The organism is Intrasporangium sp. (genome assembly GCF_032907665.1).
Lineage (GTDB): Bacteria > Actinomycetota > Actinomycetes > Actinomycetales > Dermatophilaceae > Intrasporangium.
The window spans coordinates 1-18,442 of record NZ_JAJJPG010000014.1 but is presented as its reverse complement, the minus strand read 5'-3'; the positions used below and the strand labels follow the sequence as shown (position 1 = coordinate 18,442).

Below are 18,442 nucleotides of genomic sequence, written 5' to 3'. Positions count from 1 at the left end.
GCCGCGATGAGTTCCGTGCAGCAGACCCGACTGGTCGCCCGTCCGGCCCGCGCCCTCGACTCCCTCGGCGAGCAGATGCGGTTCTACGTGCGCTCGCTCGCCTGGAGCGGCCGGACGATGCGGCGCTACAAGAGGGAGGTCGTGCGACTGCTCGCGGAGGTGTCGCTCGGAACCGGTGCCCTCTCCGTCATCGGCGGCACCGTCGGCGTCATCGCCTTCATGGCCTTCTTCACCGGCACCGAGGTCGGGCTGCAAGGCTACTCGTCCCTCGAGCAGCTCGGAACGGGCGCCTTCACCGGGTTCTTCTCGGCGTACTTCAACACGCGGGAGATCGCCCCGCTCGTCGCCGGGCTGGCGCTCGCGGCGACCGTGGGGTGCGGGTTCACTGCTCAGCTCGGGGCGATGCGCATCTCCGAGGAGGTCGACGCGCTCGAGGTGATGGGCGTGCCGTCCCTGCCCTTCCTCGTCACGACGCGGATGATCGCCGGTTTCGTCGCTGTCGTCCCGCTCTATGTCATCGGGCTGCTCAGCTCCTACGCGGCCACCCGCTTCATCGCGACGTCCTACTTCGGGCAGTCGGAGGGGACCTACGACCACTACTTCCACCTCTTCCTGCCCCCGGGCGACATCCTCTGGTCCTTCGTCAAGGTCCTCGTCTTCGCCGTCGTCATCATCCTCATCCACTGCTACTACGGCTACACCGCTGCGGGCGGTCCGGCAGGTGTCGGGGTCGCGGTGGGGACGGCTGTGCGCACCTCGATCGTCGCCATCAACGTCGTCGACTTCTTCCTGTCGCTCGCCATCTGGGGCGCGACGACGAGCGTGAGGATCGCCGGATGAGTTCCCGGAGCAGGGACATCGCCGCCGGGCCGCTGACCCAGCACACGCGCTGGCGGCTCGGCCTCAAGGCCTACGGCGTCATCTTCATCGTCGTCGTGACCATCCTCCTCGGCCTGTCCGTCGCGGCGTACCAGAAGCGGTTCACCCCGGTCGTGCTCGTCTCCCTCGAGACCACCCGCCTCGGCAGCCAGCTCCAGGAGCACGCAGACGTCAAGCTCCGCGGGCTCGTGGTCGGCGAGGTCCGGAGCATCGAGGTCACCGCGACCGGCGCCAGACTGGGGTTGGCCCTCCACCCGGAGCACGTTGCGATGATCCCGGCCGACGTCAGCGCTCGGCTGCTGCCCAAGACCCTCTTCGGTGAGCGCTACGTCGACCTCGTCCTTCCCCGGCGACCCGCCGACGCCGGTTCCCCGGCTGGCCGGAGCATCGCCGAGGGCGACGTCATCGGTCAGGACCGGAGCCGGGTCGCCATCGAGCTCGAGACCGTGCTCGACAACCTCGACCCGCTGCTCCGTGCGGTGCAGCCGGCCAAGCTGGCGACGACGCTCGGCTCCCTGTCGAGCACCCTCGAAGGTCGGGGGGACGCCATCGGCGAGCACGTCGAGATCCTCGACGACTACGTCGCACGCCTCAACCGGAAGCTGCCGGCTCTCCAGGAGGACATCGGTCTGCTCGCCGACACCCTCGACCTCTACGACGACCTCAGCCCGGACCTCTTCCGACTCGCGGAGTCGCTCCGCGTCACCAACCGGACCATCGTCGAGAAGGACCAGCAGCTTGCCGGGTTCTTCGTCGGCACCGCTGGTCTGGCCCACACCCTGGAGGGCTTCCTTCGGGACAACGAGGAGCGGATCATCCAGGTCGGTCAGGTCACCCGGCCGACGAGCGAGCTGCTCGCGAGGTACGCCCCGAACTACCCGTGCTTCACCGAGGCCCTCGTCAACTGGATCCCACGCATCGAGGGCGCCTTCGCGAACGAGCGGCTGCACATCACCCTCGAGACCGTGCCCCCTCGCGACCCCTATCACGTGGGAGAGGAGCCGCAATGGCTCGACAAGAAGGGTCCGAACTGCGCTGGCCTCCCGAGTCCTGACGGGTCACAGGCTGACCCGTATCAGCCGCCTCCACCGCGGGACGGGTCCGAACGGGGCAGGGAGCGACCACTGCTCACCGAGCTGTCTGAGCTGTCTGAGCCGTCTGAGCTGTCTGTGATGTCCGCGCTGCCGTCGGGGTTCCAGGGCGGCGTCCGGACGGACAGCGGGGCGTCCGGCACCGCGGAGGAACAGCAGGTGGTCGCGGCACTGCTCGCGCGTGACAGCGACAGCCGCCCCAGCGGCATCCAGACCTTGCTCGCCGGTCCGCTCCTCCGCGGGACGGTGGTGAGCAACCGATGAGGACAACGGGCAGCCTCGTCAAGCTCCTCCTGTTCGCTGTGGTCACCCTCGTGGCGACGAGCATCCTCGCCCTGACCATCGCCAACGTCCAGGTCGGGGCCAAGGCGGTCTACCAGGCGGTCTTCAGTGATGCGACCGGAGTCGCGCCCGGCCAGGACGTGCGAATCGCCGGGGTCCGCGTCGGGGAGATCACTGGTGTGCGCGTGGGCCAGGACCGCGCCTCCGCGGTCGTGGAGTTCCAGGTGCTCAAGACGTCAGTGCTCACCGAGGGGACGGAGGCGACGCTGAAGTACCGCAACCTCGTCGGCCAACGCTATCTCGCGCTGACCCAGGGCCCGGGCGGCGCGCGGCCGCTCCCGGACGGCGGGACGATCCCCCTCTCGAGGACGCACCCCGCACTCGATCTCACGGTGCTCTTCAATGGCTTCAAGCCGCTTTTCGCCGCCCTGTCGCCCCAGGACGTCAACGAGCTGTCCGGCCTCATCGTCCAGACTCTGCAGGGACAAGGCAGCGACATCAACGCCCTGCTGTCCCGGACAGCGTCGTTGACGACGGCCATCGCCGATCGCGACGCCGTCATCGGCCGCACCATCGACAACCTGACCGCCGTCCTCGGGACCGTCGAGGACCACGACGACCAGCTGCTCTCCCTCATCGACCAGCTCCAGCGCTTCACGAGCGGGCTCGCCGAGGACCGCGAGACGATCGGGCGGAGCCTGTCGGGGATCAACGCGTTGTCCGCCGAGACGGCCGACCTGCTCATGACGACGCGCCCGCTCATCAAGGAAGACGTCGGTCAGCTGCGCACCCTCGCCGCGACGCTCAACAAACCTGCGAACGTCCGGGAGTTCGCCTCCTTCATCGAGAGCGCCCCGCAGCGGCTCGAGCAGTTGACGCGGACGGCGACCTACGGCTCCTGGTTCAACTTCTACCTGTGCCAGTTCGACATGACGAACCCGATCCTGCCGGGCGTCAGCCCGACCTACCAGGTGTCCTCAGCGAGGTGCTCGTGAGCCGCAGCTTCGTCCCGTTCCGGGAGCGCAACCCCGTGCCGATCGGAGCCGTCGGGCTCGCCGTCATCGCCGCCCTGCTCTGGGCCTCCTTCAACGCGTCGAGCCTGCCGCTCATCGGTGGGGGCACCTCCTACAGCGCTGCCTTCACCGAGGCCGGAGGGATCAAGCCCGATGACGACGTCCGCATCGCCGGGGTGAAGGTCGGCGAGGTCACGGGCGTCGACCTCGAAGGCGCCCACGTGCGCGTCGACTTCGTCGTCACCGACGATGCCGGCTTCGGGCCCGCCACCCGCGCGTCGATCCGGATGAAGACGATCCTCGGCGAGAAGTACGTCGCGCTCGAGCCGCGGGGCCAGGGCCAGCTCACGGCCGGCTCCCAGATCCCGCTGGCCCGGACGGTCAGCTCCTACGACATCGTCAATGCCTTCCAGGACCTGACGACGACGACGGAGCACGTCGACACCGATGCGCTTGCCGAGGCCCTGACGGTGCTGGCGACGGAGTTCGAGGACAGCCCGAAGCACGTCAGGGGGACCTTGGACGGCCTCTCCCGGCTGTCCCGGACGATCGCGAGCCGAGACGAGCAGCTGGGGGAGCTCCTCTCCCGCGCGAACGGCGTGACCGGCCTCGTCGCCACCCGGACCGGGCAGCTCGAGACCCTCATCGAGGACGCGGACCTGCTCATGGTGGAGCTCGCGAGGCGACGTGACGACATCCGGGCCCTCTTCACGAACACCTCCGCCCTGGCACGGCAGCTCACCGGTCTTGTGCGGGACAACCGTGAGCAGCTCGGTCCGGCCCTGAAGGAGCTCGAAGCCACACTCGCGTTGCTGAAGAAGCATGACGCCGCTCTCCAGCGGACCATCGCGCTCATGGCCCCGTTCACCCGGGTCTACGCGAACACGCTCGGGACCGGCCGGTGGTTCGACACGTGGGTGTCGAACCTCGTCGTCCCCGTGGGTGCCCCGGGGCTCGCCCTGCCGGGGACCGACCTCCCGGATCTCCACCTGCCCGACCTGGCCGACCTGGCGGAACAGCAGCAGGCGCCGCCGGGCGGCGCGAACCCGAGCGGAGGGAGCCGCTGATGGCCGGACGACAGCGTGTGCACGGTGCGGCAGCCCGGATCCTGGCTGGCCTGGTCCTCGTCGGTCTCGTCGCCGCAGCGGCCGCCTTCTGGCCGCGGACCTCACAGCTCACCTACAGCGCGGACTTCGTCCGGGCGGTCGGGCTCTATCCCGGGTCCGACGTGCGGATCCTCGGGGTGAAGGTGGGGCAGGTCGACACCGTCGAGCCGCATGGCCGGCACGTGCGCGTCACCTTCTCCGTCGACGACCGCCACCGCGTGCCAGAGGATGCGCAGGCGGCCATCGTCGCCCCTTCACTCGTGTCGGACCGCTACGTCCAGCTGCTGCCCGTGTGGACGCGCGGCCCGGTCATGGCCGATGGCGGCCGGATCCCACTGGAACGGACGGCGGTTCCCGTCGAGCTCGATCGCGTGTCGCAGAGTCTCGACGACCTCATGGTGGCCCTCGGTCCAGACGGGGCCAACCAGGACGGTGCGCTCAGCGCACTGCTGGAGACGTCCGCGGCCAACCTCGAGGGCAACGGCGCGCGACTCGGGCAGACGGTCAAGGACCTGTCATGGGCGGTCACGACCCTGTCGGAGCACCGCGGGGACCTCTTCGGGACGGTTCGTCACCTGCAGACGTTCACGACCATGCTCGCGGACAACAACGCCGCCGTCCGCCGGCTCAACTCGGACCTGGCCACGGTCTCCCTGCAGCTGCGGGAGGAGCGCGCCAACCTCCGTGGCGCCCTGGAGAATCTCGGCGTGGCCTTGGACGAGGTGTCCACCTTCGTCACGGACAACCGGAGCCTCGTCAAGTCTGACGTCGAAGGCCTCGTCTCGGTGACCTCGTCACTCGTCGCGCAGCGCGAGGCGCTCGCGGAGGCGCTGGAGAACGCGCCGGTCGCGCTGAGCAATCTCTCCAACGCCTACCACCCCGAGACCGGCACGCTCGACACACGCAACAACACCAAGGGCCTCGACGACCCCCTGCTGCTGGTCTGCTCGATCCTCACCGGACCGACGAACACCGGGAACTCCGGCATCTGCGACGCCCTCGAGGCGGCCCTCGTCCCGCGCCTGCCGGAGCTCGCCTCGGTGCCGTCGGGCACGACCCTGCGGGGCGAGCCGCAGCCGGGAGGGCTCGTCGACGTGCGCGGCGCCGACCCGACCCTCGGCGGACTGCTCGGAGGTGAACGGTGATGCGGCAGGGCCGGCCAGCAGCGGCCATCGCCGTCGCCGTCGCCACCATGCTCTCGGGATGCAGCGCCTACGACCTGCCCCTGCCGGGGGGAGCCGGTGCCGGCCCGGATTCCTTCGCGGTGACCGTGGAGTTCGCCGACGTGCTCGACCTCGTGCCGCAGTCCTCGGTCAAGGTCAACCAGGTCACGGTGGGCTCGGTCGAGGCCATCGAGGTCGCCGGGTGGACGGCCGTCGTCACGCTGCGCCTGCCACGCAGTCTCGAGCTGCCGGACAACGCAGTGGCCGAACTGCGGCAGACCTCCCTGCTCGGCGAGAAGTACGTGTCCCTGGCTGCCCCGGCCGAGGCTCCGCGGGGACGACTGGGCGAAGGGGACCGGATCCCCCTCCACCGCTCCGCCCGCCACCCTGAGGTGGAAGAGGTCCTCGGGGCGATGTCCTTGCTGCTCAATGGCGGTGGCGTCGCCCAGCTCAAGACGATCGAGTCCGAGCTCAGCAACGCTCTGCGGGGCCGCAGCGACGTCGTCGCTGACCTCATCGACGACCTCGGGGCCTTCATCGGTGGGCTCGACGACCAGAAGGGCGACATCGTGCAGGCGATCGACAGCCTGGACCGGCTCTCGGCGACCATGGCGGCGAACCAGGACACCATCGCCGCCGCGCTCGACGAGCTGCCCCGAGGCCTCGCGATCCTCGCCGACCAGCGGCAACAGCTCACGGCCATGCTCAGCGCGCTCGCCGATCTCGGCGAGGTCGGAACGCGCGTCATCGAGGGATCCCGGGCGGACCTCGAGGCCAACCTGCGGGCGCTCGCCCCCATCCTCACCAACCTCAACGAGGCCGGAGACAACCTGCCCAAGTCCTACCAGCTGCTCCTGACCTATCCCTTCCCGAGCACCTCGGCCGCTGCGATCAAGGGCGACTACACCAACCTGTGGATCACCCTCGACACGGACCTCCAGGCGCTGGCCGAGACCGTGGGCGTCGCCCGACTGCCCGACTCGCTGCACTCCGCATCGCCGCCCGCCGACTCGGCGGCGCGGACGGAGTCGGTGGAGTCTCCAGCGGTGCCGGGGCCGAGCGGATCCGGCGGTTCGTGGACGTCCCTGTTCGAGCTGGGAGGACTCCGATGATCACCCGTGCCGTGCGGCTCAGGCTCGCTGCCTTCCTCCTCCTGTCGCTGGGCCTCGTCTCCGTCCTCTCGGCGGACTACGTGGGACTCACGGACCGGCTCCTCGGCGGCAGCTACGTCGTCTCCGCCGACCTCGCCGAGTCGGGTGGGATCTTCGTCGGCGCGGAGGTGACGTACCGCGGCGTGACCGTCGGAACCGTCGAGCAGATCCGACTGGCGAAGGACGGAGTTCTCGTGGACGCGCGTCTCGACCGGGGCGTCGAGGTGCCGAAGGACACCCGCGCCGTGGTCGAGAACCGCTCGGCCGTCGGCGAGCAGTACCTCGACCTCCAACCCCGCACCGACCGGGGCACCCCGCTCAGGGCGGGTGACGTGATCCCGCGGCGGGACACCGCGACCCCACTGCGGATCGACCGTCTCCTCAGTCACGTCAACGCGACGGTGTCGTCCGTGCCCAGGTCTGAGCTGGTCACGACCGTCGACGAGCTCGCCGCCGCCTTCCGTGATGGTGGTCGCGATCTCCAGCTGCTTCTCGACTCGGGCAACCGCCTCACCCGGGCGGCCAGCGAGGCCCTGCCGGAGACGACCGCACTGATCGACGACGCGCGCATCGCGCTCGGCACCCAGGTCGCGAGCGCGCACGACCTCCGCACGACCATGCAGGGCCTCGCCGACGTTGCCGACGCCCTCCGCCTCGCGGACCCCGACCTGCGAGTCGTCCTCGACCGCGGGGCGCTTGCGGTGGGTGAGCTCGACGCCCTCATCACGGAGAACAAGCAGGACCTCGCGGCCCTCATCGCCAACCTCATCACCATCGGCAACGTCACCACGGCCCGGCTCGACGGCATCGAGCAGCTCCTCGTGACCTACCCCTACGTCGTGGAGGGGGGCTTCACCGTGGTGCCCGGCGACGGCACCGCCCACTTCGGGCTCGTCCTCAACGTCGACGAACCCCCAGCCTGCGACGTCGGCTACGAGGGCACGAAGAAGGTCGAGCCTCACCGGACCGACGGGCTGCCCCCCACCAACCTCGAGGCCCACTGCGCCGCCGCACGGGGCTCCGGCGCCAACGTCCGGGGGGCGCAGAACGCACCCCGCCCCCGGAGGGGTGGCGGGCAGGGCTACCCGATGGCCCAGGAGTCGACGCCCGTGACATCGGCGGGGTCGGGCGTGACCTTCGCCGACCGCGCCTCGTTGTCCGTGCAGACCCCGGTCGTCCCGGCCGGCGTCTCGGGGCCGCGGAGCTGGCTCTGGATGATGCAGGAGGCCGTGCGGTGACGCGCGGGACGGAAGGGAGCCTCTCATGACGACCACCACTGCGGCGGATGCACGGCCGAGCACCCCGAGCACCCCGAGCGCTCAGGGGGCTCGGGTCGCTCAGGTCGCCCCGAGCGCTCAGGGCGAGCCCCCGCCCCTCGAGCAGCCCCGTGCGGGTCTGAGGGGAGCCCGCACGGGGCGCCCCCGGGCCCTCTGGCTCCTGGCGGCAGTCCTGGCTGCCACGGCGATCGCCGTGGCCGCCACCCTCGGTCGAAGCGCGTGGGAGGACCACCGCGACGCCGCCACCCGGGCGGAGGCCCTCGCCGCCGGCCGACAGCTGGCCGTGAACTTCGTGACCCTCGATGCGAAGACCTTCGACGTCGACACTGCCCGCGTCGTGGCCGGCGCGACGGGGGAGTTCAAGAAGCAGTACGAGAGCACGCTCGCCCAGCTCAAACCGGTCGTCGAGGCCAACCGGAGCGTGTCGACCGTCGAGCGCGCCGAGGCGGCGTTCGTCAGCGGCGACGACGACTCCGCCCAGGTGATCGTCGGCATCGTCGCCCCGACCACCAACACCGCCACGCCCAAGCCGGAGAAGAAGACGTACCGACTGCGCCTCGGCCTCGAGAAGACCGGTGACACCTGGAAGGTGAGCTCCCTTGACTTCGTCGGCTGACCTGCGCAGACACCAGGCCGACGGCCGGGATGCGAGACCGCGACGTCGGCGCGTCGCGGGCTCGAGGCGAGCGCCCGAGCGACCGGTGCGAGCCGGCGAGAGCGCGCCAGAGGTCCGCGACCCCGCCGCGACCGAGGCGGCCGACCACCCGAGGGCCGGCGGACCCGGGAAGCGAGCCCAGCGGCATACCCTCACCTCCCGCGGGGCGGCAGCCATCACGGCGACCCTGGCGCTGGCGTTGCTCACGACCGTCCTCGCCTACTCCCTCCGGTCGGCCCTCACGGAGGCCGACCGCACTGCGGCCGTCGGGTCGGCCCGGACGACCCTGGAGACGGTGCTCAGCTATGCCAGCACCGATTTCGACACGCACGTCGCCGAGGTGCTGCCCCTGCTCACGAACCCCTTCAAGGACGAGTTCGGGCAGGTCGCTCGGACCGACATCGGGCCGCTCGCCGTCGAGAACGACGCCACCGTGCTGGCGAAGGTCCACGAGGCCGGGGTGATGGACGCGACGGGCGACGGGGGGGCCGGAAGCGTCGTGCGCGTCATGGCCTTCGTCAACCAGGCGACGACCTCGACGGCGCAGCAGACTCCGGCCATCGACCAGAACCGGGTCATCGCCACGATGACCAAGGTGGGCGACCGCTGGCTCCTCAGCGGCCTCGAGGCCTACTGACCCCACCGCATCCGCAACACGCCCGGCACCTGACAACCCATGACGGAAATATCAGTGGCCAGTTGCCAACCACCGGGCGTGTTGCCCGGGGGCGCAGGGCCGCCAAGGCCCGTGAGCTCCCGTGCGTCATACTGCGTGGCGTGAAGCTGATCGAGGCCAACGACGTCCCTGAGTCCCTCGCCCGCGTTGACGAGCCGGCGACCCCGCCCGTCCGCGTCGGGCTCGTCCAGCACGCGTGGGTCGACGACCCCACCTCGCTCGTGGAGACGCTCCGCGACGGGATCCGGACTGCCGCCGAAGCCGGAGCCAAGGTCGTCTTCCTCCCCGAGCTGACGCTGTCTCGCTACCCGGCCGACACTCTGCCGGAGGGCACACCGAGCGATCGCGCAGAGGACCTCGAGACGGGGCCGACGGTGCGCTTCGCCCGTGAGGCAGCCCGCGACTTCGGCGTCCACGTGCACGCGTCCCTCTACGAGCACGCCGACCACGGAGACGGCCTCGGTTTCAACACGGCCGTGCTGGTCGCGCCGTCCGGGGACGTCGTCGCGCGCACCCGCAAGACCCACATCCCCGTGACCGCCGGCTACTACGAGGACAAGTACTTCCGGCCGGGCCCCGCGGATCAGGCGTATCCCGTCGTCACGCTCGAGGACCCGCCCCTCCGTCTGGGTCTGCCGACGTGCTGGGACGAGTGGTTCCCCGAGGTGGCCCGCCTCTACTCGCTCGCCGGCGCACAGGTGCTGTGCTACCCGACGGCCATCGGCTCGGAGCCCGACCACCCCGACTTCGACACCCAGCCGCTCTGGCAGCAGGTCATCGTCGGCAACGGCATCGCCAACGGCCTCTTCATGGTCGTCCCCAACCGCTACGGCACCGAAGGACTGATCACCTTCTACGGCTCGTCGTTCATCTCCGACCCCTACGGCCGGGTCCTCGTGCAGGCGCCGCGCGACGAGTCGGCGGTCCTCGTCGCCGACCTCGACCTGGCCCAGCGGGACGACTGGCTCGACCTCTTCCCCTTCCTCGCGACGCGGCGGCCCGACTCCTACGGCGCACTCGTCGAGCCGGTCCGTGCCGAGCACCAGCGCGACGCCGGCTGAGGTGGCGACGTGACCGACTGGAGGATGCCGTCGGAGACCGCGCGCCACGAGTGCACGTGGATGGCGTGGCCGAGCCAGGGCTACACGCTCGGTGACACGCCCGACGAGGTGGAGCAGGCGCGGCGGACCTGGGCGGCGGTGGCCAACGCCGTCATCGACTTCGAGCCGGTGCGGATGGTCGTGGTCCCCGACGACGTCGCCGTCGCAGAGCGCTACCTGCACCCGGACGTGGAGCTGGTCCCGGCCGCGCTCGACGACGCGTGGATGCGCGACATCGGCCCGACGTTCGTCATCGGTGACGACGGGCGCCTGGGAGCCGTCGACTGGGTCTTCAACGGCTGGGGCGCCCAGTCCTGGGCGACGTGGGAGCACGACGCGCGGATCGGCGGTTTCGTCGCCGGGCACACGCCTGCCGAGCTCATCCCGTCGGACCTCGTCAACGAGGGCGGCGGGATCCACGTCGACGGCCTCGGCACCGTGCTGCTCACCGAGACGGTGCAGCTCGACCCCGGCCGCAACCCGACCCTGACCAGGGCAGACGTCGAGGCCGAGCTCGCCCGGACGATCGGGGCGACCCACGCGATCTGGTTGCCACGTGGCCTGACCCGCGACTACGACGAGTTCGGCACGCGCGGGCACGTCGACATCGTCGCGACCATCCCCTCGCCGGGAGTGGTGCTCCTGCACGAGCAGGAGGACCCGTCACACCCGGACCACGTGGTCTCCCGCGAGCTGCGCGACGTGCTGTCCGAGGCACGGGATGCCCGGGGCCAGCGGTTCGAGGTGGTCGGGGTGCCCGCTCCTCGGACGCTCGCGGACGCCGAGGGTCCGGTCGACTGGTCCTACATCAACCACCTCGTCGTCAACGACGCCGTCATCGCCTGCACCTACGACGACCCGCAGGACGGGCGGGCCCTCGGCATCCTCGCCGATGCCTACCCCGGCCGGGAGGTCGTCGGGGTCGATGCCCGACCGCTCTTCGACCGCGGGGGCGGCATCCACTGCATCACGCAGCAGCAGCCTGCAGTCTGACCGCGCCTCGACGCGGTCGTGGGCGGGAGGGCCGGGGGAGTGCGGTCCCGCCGACCGAGCCCAGCGGCATACGGGCCGGTTTGGGCGGTCCACGACGCGCCCACAGTCGGGAAGGGCTTGACGTGGCGACGGGAGGGGTCCATATTCGTCGCGTTCCTTCGTGGGGCTCCCGGTCCGGGAGACGTCGAGGTCCCTGACCTCCGCCTCTTGACCCGGCTGGACACTCCTGCCCTTTGTGGGTAGGCTAGGCCTTTGCGCTGCCCATGCCCTCGCAACACGCCTCCCAGTCGCGTCCCTCGCCGTGCCGCCCGCACGGACCACGCCCCGGGTTCCGTGTGCCGGGCCATGCGTTGCGCTGATGACGAAGACGATAAGGCCCGTGGAAGGACCCTCCTTGGCTGCCGCGCGTACTGCGACGAACATGTCCACCGCACAGACTCCCTCCGGGCGTCTGTCCTTCGCGAAGATTCGCGAACCCCTCGAGGTCCCCGACCTCCTCGCCCTTCAGACGGAGAGCTTCGACTGGCTCCTCGGCAACGAGCGCTGGCAGGCCCGAGTGGCCGCGGCGAAGGCCGAGGGTCGCACCGACGTCCCCGACAATTCCGGCCTCGAGGAGATCTTCGAGGAGATCTCCCCGATCGAGGACTTCAGCGGCTCGATGTCGCTGTCGTTCCGCGACCACCGCTTCGAGGAGACGCGCAAGACGATCGAGGCGTGCAAGGAGCGCGACCAGACCTACGACGCGCCGCTCTTCGTGACCGCCGAGTTCATGAACGCCCAGACGGGCGAGATCAAGAGCCAGACGGTCTTCATGGGCGACTTCCCGCTCATGACCGAGCGCGGCACGTTCATCATCAACGGCACCGAGCGCGTCGTCGTCTCGCAGCTCGTCCGCAGCCCGGGCGTCTACTTCGAGCGCACGCCCGACAAGACGTCCGACAAGGACATCTACACGTCCAAGATCATCCCGAGCCGTGGCGCCTGGCTCGAGTTCGAGATCGACAAGCGCGACATGGTCGGTGTGCGCGTCGACCGCAAGCGCAAGCAGTCCGTCACGGTCCTGCTCAAGGCCCTCGGCTGGACCGAGGCCCAGATCCTCGAGGAGTTCGGCGACTTCGAGTCGATGCGCCTGACCCTCGAGAAGGACCACACGCAGGGCCAGGACGACGCGCTGCTCGACATCTACCGCAAGCTGCGCCCGGGTGAGCCGCCGACGAAGGAGGCCGCCCAGACCCTCCTCGACAACCTCTACTTCAACCCGAAGCGCTACGACCTCGCCAAGGTCGGCCGCTACAAGATCAACAAGAAGCTCGGACTCGACAGCCCGATCAACGACTCGACCCTCGCGATCGACGACATCGTCGCGACGATCCGGTTCCTCGTGACCCTCCACGACGGCCGGGACTCGATGAAGGGCGTCAAGGGCGGCGAGGAGATCGACGTCCGCGTCGAGGTCGACGACATCGACCACTTCGGCAACCGTCGCCTCCGGTCCGTGGGCGAGCTCATCCAGAACCAGGTCCGCACCGGCCTGTCGCGGATGGAGCGCGTCGTCCGCGAGCGCATGACGACCCAGGACGTCGAGGCGATCACGCCGCAGACCCTGATCAACATCCGCCCCGTCGTGGCGTCGATCAAGGAGTTCTTCGGCACCTCGCAGCTCTCGCAGTTCATGGACCAGAACAACCCGCTCGCGGGTCTGACGCACAAGCGTCGCCTGTCCGCGCTCGGCCCGGGTGGTATCTCCCGGGACCGCGCCCAGATGGAGGTTCGCGACGTCCACCACTCGCACTACGGCCGCATGTGCCCGATCGAGACGCCTGAAGGCCCGAACATCGGCCTCATCGGGTCGCTCGCGAGCTACGGGCGGATCAACGCGTTCGGCTTCATCGAGACGCCCTACCGCAAGGTGACCAAGGGCGTCGTCACCGACGAGGTGCACTACCTCTCGGCGGACGAGGAGGACAAGTTCGTCGTCGCCCAGGCCAACGCGGCGGTCGACGACAAGGGCCGCTTCAGCGAGGAGCGGGTGCTCGTCCGGACCAAGGGCGGCGAGGTCGAGCTCGTCCCGGCCGACGACGTCGACTACATGGACGTCTCCCCGCGCCAGATGGTGTCGGCTGCGACCGCCATGATCCCGTTCCTCGAGCACGACGACGCCAACCGGGCCCTCATGGGTGCCAACATGCAGCGCCAGGCGGTGCCGCTCGTCAAGAGCGAGGCCCCGCTCGTCGGCACCGGCATGGAGTTCCGCGCCGCGCTCGACTCGGGTGACGTCGTCCGCGCCGACAAGGCCGGCGTCGTCCAGGAGGTCTCCGCCGACCTCGTCACCGTCGCCAACGACGACGGCACCTACCAGACGTACCGCATCGCGAAGTTCGCCCGCTCCAACCAGGGGACGAGCTACAACCAGGTCGTCCAGGTCGACGAGGGACAGCGCCTCGAGGCCGGGGACGTCATCGCGGACGGTCCCGCCACCGACGGCGGCGAGATGGCGCTCGGGCGCAACCTGCTCGTCGCGTTCATGTCGTGGGAGGGGCACAACTACGAGGACGCGATCATCCTCAGCCAGCGTCTCGTCCAGGACGACGTCCTCTCCTCGATCCACATCGAGGAGCACGAGGTCGACGCCCGCGACACGAAGCTCGGCCCGGAGGAGATCACCCGGGACATCCCGAACGTCTCCGAGGACGTCCTCGCCGACCTCGACGAGCGCGGCATCATCCGCGTCGGCGCCGAGGTCCGTGACGGCGACCTGCTCGTCGGCAAGGTCACGCCCAAGGGTGAGACGGAGCTGACCCCGGAGGAGCGCCTGCTTCGGGCGATCTTTGGCGAGAAGGCGCGCGAGGTCCGGGACACGTCCCTCAAGGTCCCCCACGGCGAGACCGGCACCGTCATCGGCGTCAAGGAGTTCCGCGCCGACATGGGTGACGACCTGCCGCCGGGTGTCAACCAGCTCGTCCGCGTCTACGTCGCCAACAAGCGCAAGATCACCGACGGTGACAAGCTCGCCGGCCGGCACGGCAACAAGGGCGTCATCAGCAAGATCCTGCCCGTCGAGGACATGCCGTTCCTCGAGGACGGCACGCCGGTCGACGTCATCCTCAACCCGCACGGGGTGCCGCGACGGATGAACCTCGGCCAGATCCTCGAGCTGCACCTCGGCTGGGCCGCGAACCGCGGCTGGAAGGTCGAGGGCAAGCCGGCCTGGGCGAAGGAGATCCCGGCAGACGCATACGACGCGCCGGCCGGCTCCCGGGTGGCGACGCCGGTCTTCGACGGCGCGTCGGAGCAGGTCGTCACCGGCCTGCTCGACTCGACGACGCCGACGCGCGACGGGGTGCGCCTCGTCGACGGCACGGGCAAGGCTCGGCTCTTCGACGGCCGCTCTGGCGAGCCGTTCCCCGAGCCGGTCGCGGTGGGCTACATGTACATCCTCAAGCTGCACCACCTCGTCGACGACAAGATCCACGCGCGCTCGACGGGTCCCTACTCGATGATCACCCAGCAGCCGCTCGGCGGTAAGGCCCAGTTCGGTGGCCAGCGCTTCGGTGAGATGGAGGTCTGGGCGCTCGAGGCGTACGGCGCGGCCTACACGCTGCAGGAGCTGCTCACGATCAAGTCCGACGACGTCCCCGGCCGAGTCAAGGTCTACGAGGCGATCGTCAAGGGCGAGAACATCCCCGACTCGGGCATCCCGGAGTCGTTCAAGGTCCTCCTCAAGGAGATGCAGTCCCTGTGTCTCAACGTCGAGGTCCTCAACTCCGAGGGCACCACGATCGAGATGAAGGAGTCCGACGAGGAGGTCTTCCGCGCGGCGGAGGAGCTCGGCATCGACCTGAGCCGGCGCGAGCCGTCCAGCGTCGAAGAGGTGTAAACGATCTGGGACGGGCCCGCGCGAAGCGCGCCGGGAGACCGCGAGCGAAGCGAGCTTGGTCTGCCGGAACGAACGACGCGCCGGGCGGAGCCCGTCCCGGCCTGAACGTCAGCCACCAACAGACACAACCTTTCACGGCATACGACAGTTAGGAAGCACGCAGTGCTGGACGTCAACTTCTTCGACGAGCTGCGCATCGGCCTCGCCACTGCAGACTCCATCCGCCAGTGGAGCCACGGCGAGGTCAAGAAGCCGGAGACCATCAACTACCGCACCCTCAAGCCGGAGAAGGAGGGCCTGTTCTGCGAGCGCATCTTCGGCCCCACCCGGGACTGGGAGTGCAACTGCGGCAAGTACAAGCGCGTCCGCTTCAAGGGCATCATCTGTGAGCGCTGTGGCGTCGAGGTCACCCGCGCCAAGGTGCGTCGCGAGCGGATGGGCCACATCGAGCTCGCCGCCCCCGTCACGCACATCTGGTACTTCAAGGGCGTCCCGTCACGCCTCGGGTACCTCCTCGACCTCGCCCCGAAGGACCTCGAGAAGGTCATCTACTTCGCGGCCTACATGATCACGCACGTCGACGAGGAGCAGCGCCACCAGGACCTGCCCTCGCTCGAGGCGCAGATCCAGGTCGAGAAGAAGGAGATCGAGAACCGTCGCGACGCCGACGTCGAGGCCCGGGCGCAGAAGCTCGAGCAGGACATCGCCGCGCTCGAGGCCGAGGGCGCCAAGGCCGACGCCAAGCGCAAGATCCGCGACTCCGCCGAGCGCGAGATGAACGCGATCCGGCGCCGGGCCGACCAGCAGGTCGAGCGCCTCGAGCAGGTCTGGGACCGGTTCAAGAACCTCAAGGTCCAGGACCTCGAGGGTGACGAGATCCTCTACCGCGAGATGCGCGACCGCTTCGGCCTCTACTTCGAGGGCGGCATGGGCGCCGCGGCGATCCAGAAGCGCCTCGAGTCGTTTGACCTCGACGCCGAGGCTGCGTCCCTGCAGGAGATCATCGCGACCGGCAAGGGCCAGAAGAAGACCCGCGCCATCAAGCGACTCAAGGTCGTCAATGCGTTCCAGATGACGACGAACCACCCGACGGGCATGGTCCTCGACGCGATCCCGGTCATCCCGCCGGACCTGCGTCCGATGGTCCAGCTCGACGGTGGCCGGTTCGCGACGTCGGACCTCAACGACCTCTACCGTCGCGTCATCAACCGCAACAACCGCCTGAAGCGACTGCTCGACCTCGGCGCGCCCGAGATCATCGTCAACAACGAGAAGCGGATGCTGCAGGAGGCCGTCGACGCGCTGTTCGACAACGGCCGCCGCGGCCGGCCGGTCACCGGCCCGGGCAACCGCCCGCTGAAGTCGCTGTCCGACATGCTCAAGGGCAAGCAGGGCCGCTTCCGCCAGAACCTGCTCGGCAAGCGCGTCGACTACTCGGGCCGTTCGGTCATCGTCGTCGGCCCGCAGCTGAAGCTGCACCAGTGCGGTCTGCCCAAGCAGATGGCCCTCGAGCTGTTCAAGCCGTTCGTGATGAAGCGCCTCGTCGACCTCGACCACGCGCAGAACATCAAGTCGGCCAAGCGCATGGTCGAGCGGGCCCGCCCGGTCGTGTGGGACGTCCTCGAAGAGGTCATCACCGAGCACCCCGTGCTGCTCAACCGGGCGCCGACGCTGCACCGCCTCGGCATCCAGGCCTTCGAGCCGCAGCTCGTCGAGGGCAAGGCCATCCAGATCCACCCGCTCGTCTGCTCGGCCTTCAACGCCGACTTCGACGGTGACCAGATGGCCGTGCACGTGCCGTTGTCGGCAGAGGCGCAGGCCGAGGCCCGCATCCTCATGCTGTCGAGCAACAACATCCTCAAGCCGGCCGACGGCCGTCCCGTGACGATGCCGACGCAGGACATGATCACCGGCATCTTCCACCTCACCGAGCTCGTCGAGGGTGGCGGGCTGGGTGCCGGGCGCGCGTTCTCGTCCCCGTCGGAGGCGCGCATGGCCTTCGACCGTGGCGAGATCGAGCTCGGTTCGTCGATCAAGATCCGCTTGACGGACGTCGTGCCTCCCGCCGGCTTCGAGCTGCCGGAGGGTGTCGAGCCCGGGGGGGACGGCCTGGTCCCGTCGATCATCGTCGAGACCAGCCTCGGCCGGGCGCTCTTCAACGACGCGCTGCCGGTGGACTACCCGTTCATCAACAAGCCGATCGACCGCAAGGCGCTGTCGGCCATCGTCAACGACCTCGCGGAGCGCTACTCGAAGGTCCAGGTCGCCGCGTCCCTCGATGCCCTCAAGGAGGCCGGCTTCTACTGGGCCACCCGCTCGGGCAGCACCGTCGCGATCGCCGACGTCACGACGCCTGGCAACAAGACGGAGATCCTCGAGGGCTACGAGGCCAAGGCCGCGAAGGTGCAGACGCAGTACGAGCGCGGTCTGATCACCGACGACGAGCGCCGCCAGGAGCTCGTCGAGATCTGGACGCAGGCCTCGAACCAGGTCGCCAAGGAGATGGAGACCAACTTCCCGCGCACCAACCCGATCTACCGGATGGTGTCCTCGGGTGCGGGTGGTAACTGGTTCCAGATCCGCCAGATCGCGGGCATGCGCGGCCTCATGGCCAACCCGAAGGGTGAGATCATCCCGCGGCCGATCAAGGCGAACTTCCGTGAGGGCCTCACTGTGCTCGAGTTCTTCATCTCGACCCACGGTGCCCGCAAGGGTCTGGCCGACACCGCTCTGCGGACGGCCGACTCCGGCTACCTCACGCGTCGTCTCGTCGACGTGTCGCAGGACGTCATCATCCGCGAGGACGACTGCGGCACCGACCGCGGCCTGACCCTGCCGATCGCCCAGGTCAACGAGACCACGGGCACGCGCAGCCTCTCGGAGGTCGTCGAGGCGTCGGTCTACGCCCGCACGCTCGCCGAGGACGTCACCGACGCCGACGGCACCGTGCTCGCCGAGGCGGGCATCGACCTCGGGGACGTCGTCATCAGTGCCCTCTACGCCGCTGGCATCGACCAGGTCAAGGTCCGCTCGGTCCTCACCTGCGACAGCAAGGTCGGCACGTGTGCCAAGTGCTACGGCCGGTCGCTGGCCACCGGCAAGCTCGTCGACATCGGCGAGGCGGTCGGCATCATCGCCGCCCAGTCGATCGGTGAGCCGGGCACGCAGCTGACGATGCG

13 protein-coding genes are annotated in these 18,442 nt (G+C 69.5%); all 13 read left to right on the top strand.

Going from position 1 to position 18,442, the window contains the following annotated elements:
• Nucleotides 1-6: 6 nt before the first annotated feature.
• The gene (locus LOY02_RS03950) at nucleotides 7-840 is read left to right on the top strand and encodes an ABC transporter permease (RefSeq protein ID WP_317181031.1); all 834 of its coding nucleotides are present in this window, start codon (nucleotides 7-9) and stop codon (nucleotides 838-840) included.
• On the top strand, nucleotides 837-2,234 hold the full coding sequence (locus tag LOY02_RS03945; RefSeq protein ID WP_317181030.1) for an MCE family protein: 1,398 nt from the start codon (nucleotides 837-839) through the stop codon (nucleotides 2,232-2,234). Before LOY02_RS03950 ends, LOY02_RS03945 begins: the two co-directional genes overlap by 4 nt.
• The gene (locus LOY02_RS03940) at nucleotides 2,231-3,247 is read left to right on the top strand and encodes an MCE family protein (RefSeq protein WP_317181029.1); all 1,017 of its coding nucleotides are present in this window, start codon (nucleotides 2,231-2,233) and stop codon (nucleotides 3,245-3,247) included. Before LOY02_RS03945 ends, LOY02_RS03940 begins: the two co-directional genes overlap by 4 nt.
• The gene (locus tag LOY02_RS03935) at nucleotides 3,244-4,332 is read left to right on the top strand and encodes an MCE family protein (RefSeq protein WP_317181028.1); all 1,089 of its coding nucleotides are present in this window, start codon (nucleotides 3,244-3,246) and stop codon (nucleotides 4,330-4,332) included. The genes LOY02_RS03940 and LOY02_RS03935 overlap by 4 nt, the downstream gene beginning before the upstream one ends.
• Nucleotides 4,332-5,516, top strand: coding sequence for an MCE family protein (locus LOY02_RS03930; protein WP_317181027.1), 1,185 nt, complete (start codon nucleotides 4,332-4,334; stop codon nucleotides 5,514-5,516). The genes LOY02_RS03935 and LOY02_RS03930 overlap by 1 nt, the downstream gene beginning before the upstream one ends.
• Nucleotides 5,516-6,646, top strand: a complete 1,131-nt coding sequence (locus tag LOY02_RS03925) for an MCE family protein (RefSeq protein ID WP_317181026.1) — start codon at nucleotides 5,516-5,518, stop codon at nucleotides 6,644-6,646. The genes LOY02_RS03930 and LOY02_RS03925 overlap by 1 nt, the downstream gene beginning before the upstream one ends.
• Nucleotides 6,643-7,923, top strand: a complete 1,281-nt coding sequence (locus LOY02_RS03920; protein ID WP_317181025.1) for an MCE family protein — start codon at nucleotides 6,643-6,645, stop codon at nucleotides 7,921-7,923. Before LOY02_RS03925 ends, LOY02_RS03920 begins: the two co-directional genes overlap by 4 nt.
• A gap of 25 nt (nucleotides 7,924-7,948) precedes the next feature.
• Nucleotides 7,949-8,578 (top strand): hypothetical protein, encoded by a 630-nt coding sequence (locus tag LOY02_RS03915; RefSeq protein WP_317181024.1) that lies wholly within the window; start codon nucleotides 7,949-7,951, stop codon nucleotides 8,576-8,578.
• Nucleotides 8,562-9,254 carry a hypothetical protein gene (locus tag LOY02_RS03910; RefSeq protein ID WP_317181023.1) on the top strand — a complete coding sequence of 231 codons (693 nt, stop codon included), beginning with the start codon at nucleotides 8,562-8,564 and terminating at the stop codon, nucleotides 9,252-9,254. The genes LOY02_RS03915 and LOY02_RS03910 overlap by 17 nt, the downstream gene beginning before the upstream one ends.
• Nucleotides 9,255-9,394: 140 nt before the next feature.
• A complete protein-coding gene (locus tag LOY02_RS03905) occupies nucleotides 9,395-10,354 on the top strand; it encodes a nitrilase-related carbon-nitrogen hydrolase (RefSeq protein ID WP_317181022.1) in 960 nt (319 codons plus the stop codon).
• Between the two features lie 9 nt (nucleotides 10,355-10,363).
• Nucleotides 10,364-11,386 carry an agmatine deiminase family protein gene (locus tag LOY02_RS03900; protein ID WP_317181021.1) on the top strand — a complete coding sequence of 341 codons (1,023 nt, stop codon included), beginning with the start codon at nucleotides 10,364-10,366 and terminating at the stop codon, nucleotides 11,384-11,386.
• A gap of 394 nt (nucleotides 11,387-11,780) precedes the next feature.
• Nucleotides 11,781-15,263: a DNA-directed RNA polymerase subunit beta gene (rpoB, locus tag LOY02_RS03895; protein ID WP_410505912.1), complete on the top strand. Its 3,483-nt coding sequence runs from the start codon at nucleotides 11,781-11,783 to the stop codon at nucleotides 15,261-15,263.
• Nucleotides 15,264-15,425: 162 nt separating this feature from the next.
• Nucleotides 15,426-18,442, top strand: a 3,017-nt coding sequence (locus tag LOY02_RS03890; RefSeq protein ID WP_317181019.1) for a DNA-directed RNA polymerase subunit beta', incomplete at its 3' end; no start/stop codon positions are given.

Excerpts from the sequence above, each read along its gene's own strand:
- LOY02_RS03925 (WP_317181026.1), top strand. The coding sequence starts at position 5,516 with ATGCGGCAGGGCCGGCCAGCAGCGGCCATCGCCGTCGCCGTCGCCACC.
- LOY02_RS03930 (WP_317181027.1), top strand. The coding sequence starts at position 4,332 with ATGGCCGGACGACAGCGTGTGCACGGTGCGGCAGCCCGGATCCTGGCT.
- LOY02_RS03950 (WP_317181031.1), top strand. The coding sequence starts at position 7 with ATGAGTTCCGTGCAGCAGACCCGACTGGTCGCCCGTCCGGCCCGCGCC.
- LOY02_RS03920 (WP_317181025.1), top strand. The coding sequence starts at position 6,643 with ATGATCACCCGTGCCGTGCGGCTCAGGCTCGCTGCCTTCCTCCTCCTG.
- LOY02_RS03945 (WP_317181030.1), top strand. The coding sequence starts at position 837 with ATGAGTTCCCGGAGCAGGGACATCGCCGCCGGGCCGCTGACCCAGCAC.
- LOY02_RS03915 (WP_317181024.1), top strand. The coding sequence starts at position 7,949 with ATGACGACCACCACTGCGGCGGATGCACGGCCGAGCACCCCGAGCACC.
- LOY02_RS03940 (WP_317181029.1), top strand. The coding sequence starts at position 2,231 with ATGAGGACAACGGGCAGCCTCGTCAAGCTCCTCCTGTTCGCTGTGGTC.